We start from the raw sequence: 15062 nt of genomic DNA, 5'->3' as shown, positions 1-15062 counted from the left end.
CGGGCAACAGCAGTAATTTGGTTACATGGAATTATGCCAAATTACATCGGAGGGTACTCGGATGGGTCGAACCGCAAAACTTGAAACCACGCATGACAACAGCAATGACCTAGAAGTCTTGGATGAACCAAAAGAAGAGCTTTTAGAAGAAGTTGAGGATGATAGTGCGGAGGATGAAATCTTCGCCAAAGATGATAACGTCAAGAATCTTGACGCCACACAGCTTTACCTTGGTGAAATTGGTTTCTCACCACTTTTAAGTGCAGAAGAAGAAGTATACTTTGCACGTAAGGCGCTACGAGGCTGTGAAGCATCCCGTAAGCGCATGATTGAAAGTAACCTTAGACTTGTCGTTAAGATTGCACGACGATATAACAACCGCGGATTAGCCTTACTGGATTTAATCGAAGAAGGGAATTTAGGCCTTATTCGAGCTGTTGAAAAGTTCGATCCGGAAAGAGGTTTCCGCTTCTCAACCTATGCCACTTGGTGGATCCGTCAAACAATAGAGCGTGCGATTATGAATCAGACGCGCACTATTCGCTTACCTATCCATGTTGTAAAAGAGCTGAATGTGTATTTACGCACCGCGCGTGAATTGACGCAGCAACTTGACCATGAACCAACCGCAGAAGAAATTGCAGAACGTCTTGATAAGCCAGTGGAAGACGTTTCAAAAATGCTACGACTAAACGAGAAGATTTCCTCAGTGGACACGCCAATTGGTGGCGACAACGATAAAGCATTATTGGATATTATCGCTGATGAAAAAGGTCGCGGCCCTGAAGGTGAAGTGCAAAATAACGACATCAACAGCCATATTGTGCACTGGTTAGATGAGCTTAACCCAAAACAGCGTGAAGTACTGGCTCGTCGCTTCGGTTTGCTAGGCTATGAACCTTCAACGCTTGAAGACGTAGGCCGCGAAATTGGCCTCACACGTGAACGAGTGAGACAAATTCAAGTAGAAGCCCTACGCAGACTAAAAGATATGCTGCAACACGAAGGCCTTAATACTGAAAGCTTATTCGAACAGCTGTAAATCAACAAAGATTACACAAAAATGCCGCCCACTTGAGCGGCATTTTATTTAGTCCGCTAAGGCTTTGAGCTTATATAAGATATCAAGTGCTTCGCGAGGTGATAAGTCGTCAGGATTGATATGCTCCAGCTCTAATTCAATGGCGCTGGGTTGTGCTTCAACAGCCAGTAAGTCAAGTTGTCCATTCGTTGCTGCATTGCCGATAGCCGGCTGCTGTTCTAGTTGCTTCAACTTACGTTTAGCGTTGCTGATCACCGTTTTTGGCACACCTGCAAGGGCTGCAACTTGTAAACCGAAACTCTTGCTTGCAGGTCCTTCCAATACCTTGTGCATAAAGGCGATGGTATCGTTGTGCTCAATAGCATCGAGGTGCACGTTGACCAATCCTGACTCTTGCTCTGCTGATTCCGTTAATTCGAAATAATGTGTTGCGAACAAGGTTTTGGCGTTAATTTTGTGCGCCAAATAATCAGCTGTTGCGTACGCCAGAGATAGGCCATCATAAGTACTGGTGCCACGGCCAATTTCGTCCATCAGCACCAACGAATGCTCAGTGGCGTTGTTCAAAATGGTCGCGGTTTCAGTCATTTCCACCATAAAGGTTGAACGACCAGATGCTAAGTCGTCACTCGCCCCGATACGGGTGAAAATACGATCAACAAGGCCAATGTGTGCTTGCGCAGCAGGCACAAAACTACCAATGTGTGCCATTAACACTATCAAAGCGGTTTGGCGCATATAGGTAGATTTACCGCCCATGTTTGGACCGGTGATCATGAGCATGCGGCGTTGAGCATTTAGCTCTACTGGGTTGGCAATGAAAGGGTCTTTCATCACTTGTTCAACAACAGGGTGACGACCTTCACTGATGTTTATGGTGTCGTCTTCGCTGAGCTCTGGTTTACAGTAGTTCAGCGTCAGCGCGCGTTCGGCTAAGTTGTTCAATACATCAAGCTCACTCAATGCAGCAGCTAGTAGCTGTAACTGCTCTAGGTATGGCGAGATTAACGTGAATAGCTCTTCATACAGCTGCTTTTCAAGTGCCAGTGCTTGAGACTGGCTTTTCAGCACTTTGTCTTCATGCTCTTTAAGCTCGGCAATGATATAGCGCTCATTATTCTTAAGTGTTTGGCGGCGAATATAATGCTCTGGCACCAGATGCGAGTTGGCGCGGCTGATATCAATATAAAAACCATGCACCTTGTTGTAACCAATTTTAAGGGTGCTGATACCGGTTGCTTCACGTTCGCGCTCTTCTAATTCGCTAAGGATATTGGTTGCCCCTTGTGAGAGGTTACGCCAATGATCCAGCTCTTCATTGTAACCTTGTGCAATCACGCCACCGTCACGAATCAGCACAGGTGGATTATCTATGATGGCACGCTCTAGCAATTCTAGGAGTTCGTCTATCGGTTGGCAGGCTGTGCTAATTTGCGTCATGCGTCTTTGTGCACTGGTGCCGATGATATCCTGTAGTTCAGGTAATACTTGTAAGGCAGAGCGAAGGCGAGATAAGTCTCGAGGGCGTGCATTCCCTAAGGCTAAGCGAGCAACGATACGTTCAACATCACCGACATTGCGTAATATCGGTTGTAACTCCATATGCCAGTTATTTTCAATCACCTCACTGATGGCTGACAATCTCAGGTTCAATTCTTCACGACAGCGAATTGGGTTGTGAATACGGCGCTTGAGCAAGCGTGAACCCATGGGCGTTGCCGTTTTATCCAATACCGCAGCGAGAGTGTTTTCAATGCCGCCACTGAGATTTTGCGTGAGTTCCAAATTTTTACGCGTTGCACTGTCGAGGACCACAGCTTGGGAGTCTTGCTCTAAGCTAATCGCTTTTAAATGCGGTAAAGCGGTGCGTTGGGTGTCCTTTACGTACTGCAACAAACAACCAGCAGCCACAAGCCCTAATTTGGCTTCGTGGACACCAAAGCCAATTAAATCTTGCGTTCCAAATTGCTGACACAACGAAGTGACCGCTGTGTCGAGATCAAACTCCCATTCAGGGCGACGGCGAGTTCCGTTTTGGTGCTCAATAAGCGCCATATTCGCGAAGGTTTCCGGATAAAGTAGCTCAGCCGGGTTGAGGCGTTGTAATGTCGATTTAAACGCATCGACATCAGCACATTCAACGATATTGAAGCGTCCAGAGTTAATATCTAGGTAGGCCACGCCGAAATGGTCGTTCTTACCTTCGTAGACACTGACTAATAAATTATCTTGGCGCTCTTTGAGTAAGGCTTCGTCAGTGATGGTACCTGGTGTCACAATACGCACAACTTTGCGCTCAACAGGCCCTTTGCTGGTTGCTGGGTCACCAATTTGCTCACAAATAGCGACTGATTCACCGAGCTGTACCAGGCGTGCGAGGTAATTTTCTACAGCGTGATATGGCACTCCAGCCATAGGGATGGGATCTCCCCCAGCTTTGCCGCGAAATGTTTGTGAGATATCGAGTAATTCCGCTGCGCGAATGGCATCATCAAAAAACACTTCATAGAAGTCACCCATGCGATAAAACAATAAAATATCGGGATGCTGCGCTTTTATGCGCAGGTATTGCTGCATCATAGGTGTTTGTTGTTTTATATTATCTTCACTGTAGAGACTAGCTGACATGCACTCACTCGATTAAGGATGGTTATGAATTCAAAACAGAAGTTAGCTGCGAACACGCAAACCCTTGCTGCGCAACTAGGGGCTATTTTAACGGATAAGCAGATGATGATCACTACCGCTGAATCATGTACGGGCGGTGGTATTGCCTATGCACTCACAGATACGCCTGGTAGCTCTCGTTATTTTGCGCAAGGCGCGGTTACATACAGTAATGAAGTTAAGAAATCTTTGCTAGGGGTGAGTACACAAACTCTGAAACAATATGGCGCCGTTAGCGAGCAAACTGTAAGGGAAATGGCTACTGGTGCGGCTAAAGTTGCGGCGGCAGATGTAGCCATTGTGACCTCAGGGATCGCTGGCCCAGACGGTGGCACGCCAGAAAAACCAGTAGGGCTGGTGTGGTTTGCTGTGTATTTTGACCAGCAGCTAGTAGTGCAAAAGCAGGTGTTCAGCGGCAGTAGAGCCGATGTCCGTGAGCAGGCAATTGATTATGCCTTGACGATGACATTAAAAATTTTAGAATCTGCTTGATACTGTAATTTCATACAGTATACTAGTTGTCATTAAGCTAAGTCTTTAACCGAGCAACAGCCGAACTTAGCGGTCAATGATTTTGGAGAGAATAATGAACGATAACAAACAAAAAGCTTTGAGTGCAGCCCTTTCACAAATCGAGCGCCAGTTTGGTAAAGGTTCGATTATGAAGCTAGGCGATAGTCAAGCTTTGGACGTTGAAGCAATTTCTACTGGTTCACTTGGTATCGATATCGCACTTGGTATTGGTGGTTTGCCAACGGGTCGTGTAGTTGAGATTTATGGTCCTGAATCATCAGGTAAAACGACGCTAACACTGCAAGTGATTGCACAAGCGCAGCGCCAAGGTAAAACGTGTGCGTTTATCGATGCCGAACACGCCCTTGATCCAGTTTATGCTAGTAAGCTAGGGGTTAATATTGATGAACTTTTAATATCTCAACCCGATACGGGGGAGCAAGCGCTTGAAATCTGTGACATGCTAGTGCGCTCTAGTGCAGTAGATGTGGTGATTGTGGACTCAGTTGCGGCATTGACACCTAAAGCTGAAATCGAAGGCGACATGGGTGATAGCCACGTCGGTCTACAAGCACGTTTGATGTCACAAGCACTGCGTAAACTAACGGGTAATATCAAACGTTCAAACACATTGTGTATTTTCATTAACCAAATTCGTATGAAAATTGGTGTGATGTTTGGTAACCCTGAAACGACCACAGGTGGTAACGCACTTAAATTCTATTCATCGGTACGTCTAGATATTCGCCGCATTGGTTCAGTAAAAGATGGTGATGAAGTAATAGGCAACGAGACTCGAGTTAAAGTTGCTAAAAACAAAGTGGCGCCGCCATTCAAACAGGCCGAGTTCATCATTATGTATGGTGAAGGTATTTCTAAAGAAGGTGAGCTCATTGACCTAGGTGTGAAGCACAAGCTGATAGAAAAGTCAGGTGCATGGTACAGCTACAATGGCTCTAAAGTGGGTCAAGGTAAGTCAAACTCAATCAAGTTCCTCAAGGAAAATGTTGAAATTGCAAATGAAATTGAAGGTAAGCTACGAGACATGTTGCTACTAAAAGCAACTATCAAACCTGAAGAAGGTGAAGTAGCGTCACTTGCTGAAGAAGAAACGGAATAACCTTAGAATTCGTTGAAAGTAAGCCAAAAAAACCAGCTCAATGAGCTGGTTTTTTTATGCTAGATTTACAGACTATTTCTGTGCAAAACGCGATTAGTGGTACAGGTATTTAGTAAATAGTACATCGCGCACGATGTCTTTGCCCGTTTCTTGTTGCAGTAGGCTCTTGATACGCTCATTGCACTTTTGACGAATTTCTTCGCGGCCAGTTAAGCTTTTAATTTTTTCCTCGGGCTCTTGTGACAAGATCTCAACAATAGCGTCACGTAATAGCGGCATATGGTGCTCGACGACTGTAATGTTATTTACGTCCTCTAACATCAAATCAACGGTTACACGAACATAACCCAACTTACGGCTAGACTGACTGATGTAGTTAGCGACGATATCGGGTTCAAACCCATAGTAACCCACATCAGCAGCGGCTTTTTGTGGAGCAAAGGTAACGAGCAATACCATCAATGCGAGCAATGATTTAAAAGCTAAAGACATAGTGATAATGAATTCAAATGAGTAGTGTTATTTCTATCTTAGCCTGCTTGATGATTTATCGTCTAGGTTTATTGTAAATACGCTCGAATATGCACCTAAATTGGATTTATTACCCAAGAAAACTCTTGTGTTGTTACTACTTTTAGGAGATGACTTTAGCGCGGAGGGGAGCAGTGGTATGATCGCGCCGTGTTTATTAAATTATTGAGTCGTTCTTTTGCCTACCTATCCTTTGTCGCTAGAAGCAAATTGGCAAAACGTTGATAACGTGACATTGCCGAGTGCCCTTTTAGATTGGCTTGTAGAGCCTAACTCATTAACCAAAAGACTAAAGTCTCACTGCAAACATTTCGCCGTTGAAGTGATAAGTGAACAGGTTCTGCCTGTTACTGCGTATCAAAACGAACTGTTTGAGCAACAATCGAAACAAGTTCGAGTGCGCGAAGTGATTTTGTTCTGCGACAATCAGCCTATGGTTTATGCTCAAAGCTGGATCCCTGAATACACGCAGCCACATGCTAATGTCGATTTATCTCACTTGGGTTCCCAGCCTTTGGGAGAAGTGATATTTCAAGACCCTCATCTATGTCGTCAACAACTGCAGGTCGCTGATTTTAGCACTAATCAAGATATTACCGATTTATGTGATAGCTTTAACTTGCCGCAGCAACCTTTGTGGGGGCGCCGCAGTCGTTTTGACTTAACTGACCAACACATCATGGTATGTGAAGTGTTTTTACCCGGAGCCTATTCTTACCTATGAAACTCGCAGCTCTGCACTGGCAGCACTGGCCTCACTATGAGCAGCTGATGCGCATGGACAAGCCCATTGGCACCTACTTATTACTGTGGCCAACGTTTTGGGCATTATGGCTCGCAGGTGCGGATTGGCCAGCAATTGAATTGGTTTTGATTTTCACCGCAGGCGTGTTTGTAATGCGTAGCGCAGGCTGTGTTATCAATGATTTTGCGGATAGAAAAGTAGATGGTGCAGTAAAGCGCACTCAATCGCGACCATTAGCCGCAGGAAAGGTAAGTGCAGGAGAGGCGTTGAGCTTATTTACGTTGCTCATCGTCATCGCTTTTCTATTAGTGTTACTGCTTAATTGGCAAACCATTGCTTTGTCTTTCGCTGCGCTTGGCTTAGCGGCGTGCTATCCCTTCATGAAACGCTACACTCATTTACCCCAAGTGGTGTTGGGGGCGGCGTTTAGTTGGGCCATTCCCATGGCCTATATGGCAATATTAGAAACAGTGCCGCTGCAAGCTTGGCTGTTGTTTTTTGCTAACCTAGTGTGGACAGTTGCTTATGACACTTTGTATGCCATGGTCGATAGAGACGATGATTTGAAAATAGGTGTGAAATCGACAGCGATTCTGTTTGGCCGCTACGATTTAGCGATCATTGCACTACTTGATGCCTTATTTATTGCTATTTTGGCCTATATTGGCGTGTCGATGGCGTTGTTCTGGCCATATTGGCTCGGCCTAGCTCTGGCTGTCTGTTTGTTAGTGAGGCAACTTTACCTCTCACGTAAGCGCGATAGAGATGCTTGCTTTAACGCGTTTTTAAACAATCATTATGTCGGTTTAGTCATTTTCGTCGGATTGGCTATCAGCTTGCTTTGATAAATGGCGCCAATCCACTTGGCGCTACAGCTTACTTTGGTGGGTCGATAACCCCACCGATAGAGGCGTTTTTTCTAAACCATCCCGCTATAGAAAAGCGCTCTTCTTTCGCTGGTAATACTTCGTGCATGAAGCGTTCGCTCTCAAAAACCACTAGAGTGCCAGCTTTTGGTGCTACGCATTGTGCTACTTCCTTCGAGCGCGGTTTGTATATAACAAGTTCACCGCCTTGGGACGGTGTATTCAGATACAAAACGGTTGTCATCACCCGATTTGAACGCCCTTTAAACGCATCGTAATGCTTCTTATAAAAGTCACCCACTTGGTAGTAAGCAAAGTGGCATTCATAATCAAACAGCCCGAGATAAAAATGCCTGTTAATTTGCGTGCGTAGTGCTTCCATAATACCGAGATAGTCTCTTTCAGAGGTAGATTCGCCACTGAACCAAAGAGTTTTATCTTTGCGGATCTCTTCATTAAGTTGAAGCTCTGCTTGGCGACCAATTGCAGCGGGTGAAAAATGGCAAAGTTGTTGTGTAGCGCTCAGATATAGCTGCTCAATAGTCGAAGGTGATAAAGCATTCTCGATAACGGCATAACCTTGTTGATAAATATCATCAAGAATACGCCCGAATAACAATTCTGTGTTCACATAGATTGATCGGTGATTAAGGGTGGCCAAGTATACCGTTGAAACTGCAAAGCAGTGAGTACTTTTTCAACGGATGAGCAAAGAAATAGAATAGGTCATTTGGTACAAATTAGTTGTACCTAAAAGGAGCTTTGAACTGCTTATGTAAACGCTGTAAATAAGCAGTTCAAAGTCTATATTACGCGTTGAGCCCCTGACTTTTTGCCGTCTGAGTTATCACATTAAGTAGCTCATCAACATGACTTTGATTAGCGGTTTGCGCATGGGTTTTGACGACCAGGCGTTCATTACTCGGCTGTTGGAAGTTGGTGGCGATTTGCACTAAATCGGAATGGTTGTTGATCTGCCCCGTATGCTCAATCGCCGCTAAAGCAATATTGTGACCTTGACGCACTATGTTAATCACCTCATCAATACTGCCAAGCCGAATATCACTCGATTTATGCATTGATTGTGCGGCTTCACCCATCATTGCTTGTAGATGTAAACTCTGAGAAAAACACCCCAGTAGAGAGTAAGGTGCAAGGTCGGTCATGGTAATGTGGCTTTTATTGGCAAGCGGATGGTCACTTCTGGCAAAAAGCAGCAGTTGATCAGGAAGCTGTACATCGACGTTATTCGCACTAGAAGGGTACTCACTCACAAAAACGTCAATTTCACCGCGTTTGAGCATTGAGTGTAACGCATCGCTATCTTGCATTTGCATTTCTATCTTTATTTCTGGATGGCGAGCCATAAACTGACCACAGGAAATAGGAACGATTGCGCTGGCGTAATTGGTATAACCAACAACCAGTAGGTTATTGGACTTGCCGCTCGCTTTATCTAATTGCTTTTTAGTCTTTTGATAATCTTCCAAGGTGGTGTGGCAAAACTGCAGGAACATTTCACCTTCAAGCGTTAATACAACGGAACGGGTCGAGCGTTTGACTAATTGGTGTCCAACTTCTTCTTCTAACGTTTGAATACTTCGAGTTAAAGCAGACGTACTAATGTTTGTTTGCTCTGCAGCTTGACGGAAATGGCGTAATGAGCCCAGTGCTAAGAATTGTTTTAATTGTTCAAATCTCACTTTTAATTCCCTTAAAGTAAGTATATCGGTCGTATTATAAATGCGTTGCTAATACTATTACATTGTTCCCAAAATATATAGAAAAAGTCGTTAAATGGCTTATGAGCTATTCGTCTTAGATGGTTGTTAACGTTACGTGCCGCTGTTTATAAGGGTTAAATGAGTTTTTGAAGGTTATTTTAGAGTGGGGAGAGTGGCTATTTTTATACATTTTATTTTATATAACCACCATTTGTACCTAATATAAGTACTAATTTTGCTTATTTATTCTTTTGCCCAATCGATTCTAACTCTATTGCAATGGCATCGCATGAAATATGTATTTCGTATAAAGAAGTCAGCAATGAAATGATTAGCGCAATTAGGCTGGCACCAAACAAAATGGTGCCGACTAAGGTGACATTTATAAATAATGCGAACATGGCGAGCGTACACAGTAGAAAAGAAGCAACGCCCCAGCCTTGCATGGTGCGTATAAGCCGAATGCGCTTTCTTAGGTTATCAATTTGTTTTATGACAAACGGCCTGACTTGTTCACCTTCTCGGGCGTTCAATTCCCTGATTAACTGCGCTAACACCAAAAAACGATTTGTATACGCTAAAAGTAGTAGAGATATGGCGGGAAAAAGCAGTGCGGGGGTCGTTAATGTCATCTTTTTTCCATTATTTAGGTATATACTTATAGATTGTTAACTATGAGCTAGACATTTTTACAAATTACAGGCTTAATATTAACAATTTGGCTCGTCAACTTAAAAATTAAGGTAAAAGACGAGATTAATCAAGCATATGTATATGCCTATAAGCGCAGTGTTAAAACAAAACAATAAAGCATAGCGCTTATGCAATAGGGGGAACAATGGCTATCAACAATGGTAAACCTCACCATGATGAGGCACCAGATAAATTGGCGCACGAGTTCGCGCAACGTTGTGCAGATTTATTCCATGTTGAGCCGGAGCAGTTAACGAAAGCCCTGGCTAATTCTTCTGGCAATTCTCAGTTGGGTCAATTGGTGTCACAGCTTAGTCAGCAGTTGAGTGTTGCGCTCATAGCTGCACAATTGGGGAGCAATCAAGAGCAACCTCAGCACAGTGCCCAAGTTGAAGAGCTTCAGGGAGAGCTAGCGGCCTTAAAAGAACGTTATGCCAAACAGAATAGGCAGCTACTCGAAGCACAACAAGAAAATGCTCAGTATGCTGACGAGCATGTTCAATTAAAACAAAAACAACACGAGCTAGCTGCACTAAAGCATCGCATTACTGAGTTAGAGAGCGATCACTTCAACTCTCAAGGTGAACACGAAGAGTTACACTCAACGGTTACTGAGTTACGTGATGCAAAAAATGCGTTGGATAAAGAGAATCAATCTTTAAAACAAGCGCTAGAAAAACAAAGACAAAGCAATGCTGCGTGGCAAGAAAAACTCAAAGAGATGTCACAGCAACAGCAGGGCAGCGAACAAGCAATGCAACAGCTTGATGAGTTGCAAAAAGAAAACGAAGCTTTTGCTGAGCAGCTTGCTCATTATGAGCAATTGGTGAGTCGTCAAAATCAACAACTCTCAGATCTTTCAGCGCAATTAAATGAGTCATCTGAGCAAGGTGAGAATCAGCAGATGATGGTTCAGCGTTTGAAGCAAATGGGTGAAGATTTGCGTACACAACTTGCTGATACTCAATCTGAACTTGAACAGCAGAAACAAGCAAACTCGACACTCGAAGAGAAAGTTGCCTCTTATCATATCCATCAAGAGGATATTGAGCAGCAATACAAACATTCTCAACAAGAGGTGGCCTCTTTGCAGCAGCAGCTAGCGAAGATTGACGAGTTGCAAGAACAATTGACTCAACAGACTGAGCAACATCAAAAAGCCTTGGTTGAACAGGGTAAAAAGCAACAGAACGAGTTCTTGAAAGAGCAACAGAAGTGGCAACAGCAACATGCTGACCTTGAAAAGCGTCTTGATGAGCTAACACAGCAAAATCAGGAGCTGGATGATGACAAAGCATCGTTGAGTTCAAGTCTTGAACAAGCTCAGGCACGCTGTGCCGATGAAGCTCAAGAGATCGAAAGCTTAAAAGAAAAAATTGAGGAGCTGGTTGCCCGTCATCGTGACGAACAGCAGCGTAACGAGAGTCTGCGTTCTCGTATCGATAACGACTCGAAACAAGCCCGTCAGGCATTCGATAGCTTACGTTCAGAGCATCTAGAGTTAAAAGATGAGCTCGAGCAAGCACAAGAAAAAATGATGGAATACAAATTGAAGTTTGACTACGCCCAGAAGCAACTACAAAGCGATTCTTAATGAGCTTTACATGGGTGAAGGCCTTTGACGCTGCACACAGCGTCGAGGCCAACATTGTAAAAGGCATGCTAGAACATGCGGGTATACAATGTCAGCTCAAAGGCGAAGCGCTGCAAGGCGCACTTGGTGAAATCCCCTTCATCGAAGCCTCTGTGAGTGTCTGGGTTTATAATATAAAACTGCCCGCAGCCCAAGAAATCTTGCTAGAATACCGTCAATCGAAATCATCAGCGCAAAAATGGCAGTGCGATTCCTGTAAACAGTGGAACCCTGCGACGTTTGATTTGTGCTGGTCTTGTATGAAAGAGCATGATGAACAAGCCTAATAACTTTCAACGTATCAGAGACTTAAATACCGTGCAGAAAGCCTCGCTTGCGGCTGCACTACTTGAGCGTATGCTGCCAAACTATGCGTTGTTCAGCGAAGCATTGGAATTTGGCGATGCCGAGGTACTAAACAATGCCTTGGCGTTGTGTTGGGAGAAAATTCTTCTACCGAAGAGCAAAATCAGCATCGAAAAGTTAGTCGAAAAGGTTGAGCCAAATGTGCCAGAGGTCAATGATTTTGACGTTTTTGGAGTTTACCCAGCAATCGATGCGGCAACGGCTTTACTAACTTTACTGCAGGGGTTACAAAGCAAGGAAGATCAAGAGTTTGTTAATGTATGCAAAATTGCGCAGGGCACCGTTGCTCGTTTAGTTGAATATCAATTCGAACTCGAAGAACAAACGTATACATCCAAAGATGTGAATCAGCATCCTTTAATGGAATATGAAATTAGTGTGTTATCTGAGCTGATTGATTTTGTAGAAGCGATGGGCAGATTAGATAAAGATAATGCTAAAGCACTTCGCAAACTAGCGGTTGCTGATGGGCAAACTAATATCGGTGTTGAAATCGCATAACTGTGGCTATAGCGCAGCTCTATAGGAGCTGCCATGGTTATTTACGTTGATACAGTCGGCACCACACCTGACCTGCTTTTTTCTCTTTTAAGACCTGCCAGTTATTTGGGGCGCTAAAGTCTTGATTATCACTTTCTACCTCAACATAAATAAGCGCATTACTCTCGAGCCAAGCATTTGCTTCTAGCTTTTCACAGCACACACTCGCCAGACCCTTATTAAAAGGCGGGTCAACAAAAACCAAGTCATATTGAGTGGTCGCTGCGGCGCCAACTAAAGACAGTGCGTCCGTGTTGATTATGGATGCGTTGTCCAATTTAAGTAACTCGGCATTGGCTGTGAGTTGCTGAGCTGCTTTGTTGTCGAGTTCAACCATGGTGGCATGTGAAGCAAAGCGAGATAAGGCTTCAAAGCTAAGACTTCCTGCACCGGCAAAGCAATCAAGTACCTTAGCATCGCGTACGTCCATCATAAGCCAATTGAACACAGTTTCTTTGACTCTATCGGTTGTAGGGCGTAAACCAACAACGTCATGCACTGGTAGCTTTCTTCCTCTGTGTTGGCCACTAATAATCCTGATTTGGCCAGAGGGTGCGGCGCCTTTGTTGGCACTTTTTGTTGGTTTTTTTCTACCGCGCATGGTTTTACTCACTTATGCTTTTTCCATATGCTGGGAAAATGATAATATAACGCGCAATTATAAATAATATTCGCGGCTAGCAACAGCTATCATCGTTACGGTGGTGCTATTTAACGGAGCTAAACGCTCCTTTTCAGTTTCAGTGCGCAAGTTAGGTGAGTTTTACGGTTTTAAATTATGGCTAAGAAAAGTAAGTTTTTATCGTGGTTTGGCTTAGGGAAAAAAGACGAGCAAGCGAAACAACAAGAACAGCAAGCGCAATTAGAAGCAGAGCGTCAGGCTCAAGAGCAAGCGGCTGAAGCAGCACGTATTGAAGCCGAACGTAAGGCCCAAGAGCAAACGGCAGAAGAAGCGCGATTAGAAGCCGAACGTAAGGCTCAAGAGCAAGCAGCTGAAGCAGCACGTATTGAAGCCGAACGTCAGGCCCAAGAACAAGCGGCAGAAGCAGCGCGTCAAGCCCAAGAGCAAGTAGTCGAAGAAGAAGCGCGATTAGAAGCCGAACGTCAGGCTCAAGAGCAAGCGGCTGAAGAAGCACGTTTAGAGGGCCAGCGTCAGGCACAAGAGCAAGCAGCTGAAGCAGCACGTATTGAAGCAGAGCGTCAGGCCCAAGAGCAAGCGGCTGAAGCAGCACGTATTGAAGCTGAGCGTCAGGCTCAAGAGCAAGCGGCTGAAGCAGCACATATTGAAGCCGAACGTCAGGCGCAAGAGCAAGCGGCAGAAGCAGCGCGTATTGAAGCTGAGCGTCAGGCTCAAGAGCAAGCGGCAGAAGCAGCGCGTATTGAAGCAGAGCGTCAGGCTCAAGAGCAAGCGGCTGAAGCAGCGCGTATTGAAGCTGAGCGCAAGGCACAAGAGCAAGCGGCTGAAGCAGCACGTATTGAAGCCGAACGTCAGGCGCAAGAGCAAGCGGCAGAAGCAGCGCGTTTAGAGGCAGAGCGTCAAGCCCAAGAACAAGCCGCAGAAGAAGCACGTTTAGAGGCAGAGCGTCACGCACAAGAGCAAGCGGCTGAAGCAGCGCGTATTGAAGCTGAGCGCCAAGCACAAGAAGCTGAGGTTGCCCAAAGTGAAGAGAAACAAGAAGCTCCGAAAAAATCTGGCTTCTTCTCACGACTAAAACAAGGCTTACTTAAGACTAAATCAAATATCGGATCTGGTTTTGCTTCATTGTTTGTTGGCAAGAAAATCGACGATGAACTTTTTGAAGAGCTAGAAACGCAACTATTAACTGCCGACGTTGGTGTAGATACCACCGTAAAACTAATTGATAGTCTCACGGACGCGGCGGATAGGAAGCAACTAAAAGACGGCGATGCTTTGTATGATCTGTTGAAGCAAGAAATGGCAGACATGCTAGCGAGCGCTGAACAGCCGCTTGAAATTAATAAAAAGGACGGGCCATTTGTAATTCTAATGGTTGGCGTAAATGGTGTGGGCAAAACAACCACCATAGGCAAACTTGCAAAGCAGTACCAACAAGAAGGTAAGTCTGTAATGCTCGCTGCGGGCGATACGTTCCGAGCTGCGGCTGTTGAACAATTACAAGTTTGGGGTGAGCGTAACAATATTCCTGTGATAGCACAGCATACCGGTGCAGACAGTGCTTCGGTCGTATTTGACGCATTCCAAGCTGCGAAAGCTCGTAATGTTGACGTACTTATTGCAGATACAGCAGGGCGATTACAGAACAAAGATAACTTGATGCAAGAGCTAGAGAAAATTGCACGTGTAATGAAAAAACTCGATCCACAAGCGCCTCACGAAGTGATGTTGACCATTGATGCAGGAACAGGTCAGAATGCAATTAGTCAAGTAAACTTGTTTGATAAAGCGGTTGGTTTGACAGGTATCACTTTGACTAAGCTAGACGGCACGGCCAAAGGTGGAGTTATATTTGCCATTGCCGACAAGTTTAAAACACCAATTCGTTATATTGGTGTAGGTGAAGGTATCGATGATTTGCGCACTTTCAAAAGCGATGACTTTATTGAAGCGCTATTTAGTGGTGAACAATAACTAGCACTTCA

The 15062-nt window shown here is 44.6% G+C and carries 15 protein-coding genes; 9 read left to right on the top strand and 6 right to left on the bottom strand.

Annotated features, from left to right (window positions below; translation table 11 throughout):
- Positions 1-61 precede the first annotated feature (61 nt).
- Positions 62-1042: an RNA polymerase sigma factor RpoS gene (rpoS, locus tag V1358_RS13695; protein WP_347390486.1), complete on the top strand. Its 981-nt coding sequence runs from the start codon at positions 62-64 to the stop codon at positions 1040-1042.
- A 48-nt stretch (positions 1043-1090) separates the two neighbouring features.
- Here the strand turns inward: rpoS and mutS are convergent, their stop codons facing one another.
- Positions 1091-3670 (bottom strand): DNA mismatch repair protein MutS, encoded by a 2580-nt coding sequence (gene mutS, locus V1358_RS13690; protein WP_347393868.1) that lies wholly within the window; start codon positions 3668-3670, stop codon positions 1091-1093.
- A 24-nt stretch (positions 3671-3694) separates the two neighbouring features.
- Here mutS and V1358_RS13685 point away from each other — a divergent pair, with 24 nt between their 5' ends.
- Both V1358_RS13685 and recA read left to right on the top strand, forming a co-directional pair.
- Complete coding sequence (locus V1358_RS13685; protein ID WP_347390488.1) at positions 3695-4201, top strand: CinA family protein; 507 nt, start codon at positions 3695-3697, stop codon at positions 4199-4201.
- Between the two features lie 94 nt (positions 4202-4295).
- On the top strand, positions 4296-5342 hold the full coding sequence (recA, locus tag V1358_RS13680; RefSeq protein ID WP_347393867.1) for a recombinase RecA: 1047 nt from the start codon (positions 4296-4298) through the stop codon (positions 5340-5342).
- Between the two features lie 93 nt (positions 5343-5435).
- Here recA and V1358_RS13675 read toward each other — a convergent pair whose 3' ends face one another.
- Complete coding sequence (locus V1358_RS13675) at positions 5436-5801, bottom strand: flagellar basal body-associated protein FliL (RefSeq protein ID WP_440589902.1); 366 nt, start codon at positions 5799-5801, stop codon at positions 5436-5438.
- Positions 5802-6051: 250 nt separating this feature from the next.
- On the opposite strand from V1358_RS13675, the gene V1358_RS13670 reads away from it, so the two are divergent.
- Both V1358_RS13670 and ubiA read left to right on the top strand, forming a co-directional pair.
- Positions 6052-6597 carry a chorismate--pyruvate lyase family protein gene (locus V1358_RS13670; RefSeq protein WP_347390491.1) on the top strand — a complete coding sequence of 182 codons (546 nt, stop codon included), beginning with the start codon at positions 6052-6054 and terminating at the stop codon, positions 6595-6597.
- Positions 6594-7463 (top strand): 4-hydroxybenzoate octaprenyltransferase, encoded by an 870-nt coding sequence (gene ubiA / locus V1358_RS13665; protein WP_347393865.1) that lies wholly within the window; start codon positions 6594-6596, stop codon positions 7461-7463. The genes V1358_RS13670 and ubiA overlap by 4 nt, the downstream gene beginning before the upstream one ends.
- Positions 7464-7494: 31 nt before the next feature.
- Here ubiA and V1358_RS13660 read toward each other — a convergent pair whose 3' ends face one another.
- The 3 genes from V1358_RS13660 to V1358_RS13650 all read right to left on the bottom strand — a co-directional run bounded on the left by V1358_RS13660 (position 7495) and on the right by V1358_RS13650 (position 9840).
- Positions 7495-8115: a 2OG-Fe(II) oxygenase gene (locus V1358_RS13660; protein WP_347390493.1), complete on the bottom strand. Its 621-nt coding sequence runs from the start codon at positions 8113-8115 to the stop codon at positions 7495-7497.
- A gap of 178 nt (positions 8116-8293) precedes the next feature.
- Positions 8294-9187: a LysR family transcriptional regulator gene (locus tag V1358_RS13655; RefSeq protein ID WP_347393864.1), complete on the bottom strand. Its 894-nt coding sequence runs from the start codon at positions 9185-9187 to the stop codon at positions 8294-8296.
- 260 nt (positions 9188-9447) lie between these two features.
- Positions 9448-9840 (bottom strand): DUF2721 domain-containing protein, encoded by a 393-nt coding sequence (locus tag V1358_RS13650; protein WP_347390495.1) that lies wholly within the window; start codon positions 9838-9840, stop codon positions 9448-9450.
- A gap of 206 nt (positions 9841-10046) precedes the next feature.
- On the opposite strand from V1358_RS13650, the gene V1358_RS13645 reads away from it, so the two are divergent.
- The 3 genes from V1358_RS13645 to V1358_RS13635 are packed head-to-tail and all read left to right on the top strand — an operon-like array spanning position 10047 to position 12401.
- A complete protein-coding gene (locus tag V1358_RS13645) occupies positions 10047-11495 on the top strand; it encodes a hypothetical protein (RefSeq protein ID WP_347393863.1) in 1449 nt (482 codons plus the stop codon).
- Positions 11495-11821, top strand: coding sequence for a putative signal transducing protein (locus V1358_RS13640; protein ID WP_347390497.1), 327 nt, complete (start codon positions 11495-11497; stop codon positions 11819-11821). Before V1358_RS13645 ends, V1358_RS13640 begins: the two co-directional genes overlap by 1 nt.
- Complete coding sequence (locus tag V1358_RS13635) at positions 11808-12401, top strand: YjaG family protein (protein ID WP_347393918.1); 594 nt, start codon at positions 11808-11810, stop codon at positions 12399-12401. Before V1358_RS13640 ends, V1358_RS13635 begins: the two co-directional genes overlap by 14 nt.
- Before the next feature lie 37 nt (positions 12402-12438).
- On the opposite strand, the gene rsmD is transcribed toward V1358_RS13635, so the two are convergent.
- The gene (rsmD, locus tag V1358_RS13630; RefSeq protein WP_347393862.1) at positions 12439-13041 is read right to left on the bottom strand and encodes a 16S rRNA (guanine(966)-N(2))-methyltransferase RsmD; all 603 of its coding nucleotides are present in this window, start codon (positions 13039-13041) and stop codon (positions 12439-12441) included.
- A gap of 177 nt (positions 13042-13218) precedes the next feature.
- Between rsmD and ftsY the strand changes: the two genes are divergently transcribed.
- Positions 13219-15051 (top strand): signal recognition particle-docking protein FtsY, encoded by a 1833-nt coding sequence (gene ftsY, locus V1358_RS13625; RefSeq protein WP_347393861.1) that lies wholly within the window; start codon positions 13219-13221, stop codon positions 15049-15051.
- Positions 15052-15062 lie beyond the last annotated feature (11 nt).

Source organism: Pseudoalteromonas pernae, assembly GCF_039831865.1.
GTDB lineage: Bacteria > Pseudomonadota > Gammaproteobacteria > Enterobacterales > Alteromonadaceae > Pseudoalteromonas > Pseudoalteromonas pernae.
Note: the sequence above shows the minus strand (reverse complement) of the source record. Positions and strands in the feature narration are given on the sequence as shown.

Coding starts and splice junctions, on each gene's coding strand:
- V1358_RS13640 (WP_347390497.1), top strand. CDS start 11,495: ATGAGCTTTACATGGGTGAAGGCCTTTGACGCTGCACACAGCGTCGAG.
- ftsY (WP_347393861.1), top strand. CDS start 13,219: ATGGCTAAGAAAAGTAAGTTTTTATCGTGGTTTGGCTTAGGGAAAAAA.
- rsmD (WP_347393862.1), bottom strand. CDS start 13,041: ATGCGCGGTAGAAAAAAACCAACAAAAAGTGCCAACAAAGGCGCCGCA.
- V1358_RS13685 (WP_347390488.1), top strand. CDS start 3,695: ATGAATTCAAAACAGAAGTTAGCTGCGAACACGCAAACCCTTGCTGCG.
- V1358_RS13675 (WP_440589902.1), bottom strand. CDS start 5,801: ATGGTATTGCTCGTTACCTTTGCTCCACAAAAAGCCGCTGCTGATGTG.
- recA (WP_347393867.1), top strand. CDS start 4,296: ATGAACGATAACAAACAAAAAGCTTTGAGTGCAGCCCTTTCACAAATC.
- V1358_RS13635 (WP_347393918.1), top strand. CDS start 11,808: ATGAACAAGCCTAATAACTTTCAACGTATCAGAGACTTAAATACCGTG.
- mutS (WP_347393868.1), bottom strand. CDS start 3,670: ATGTCAGCTAGTCTCTACAGTGAAGATAATATAAAACAACAAACACCT.
- ubiA (WP_347393865.1), top strand. CDS start 6,594: ATGAAACTCGCAGCTCTGCACTGGCAGCACTGGCCTCACTATGAGCAG.
- rpoS (WP_347390486.1), top strand. CDS start 62: ATGGGTCGAACCGCAAAACTTGAAACCACGCATGACAACAGCAATGAC.
- V1358_RS13650 (WP_347390495.1), bottom strand. CDS start 9,840: ATGACATTAACGACCCCCGCACTGCTTTTTCCCGCCATATCTCTACTA.
- V1358_RS13645 (WP_347393863.1), top strand. CDS start 10,047: ATGGCTATCAACAATGGTAAACCTCACCATGATGAGGCACCAGATAAA.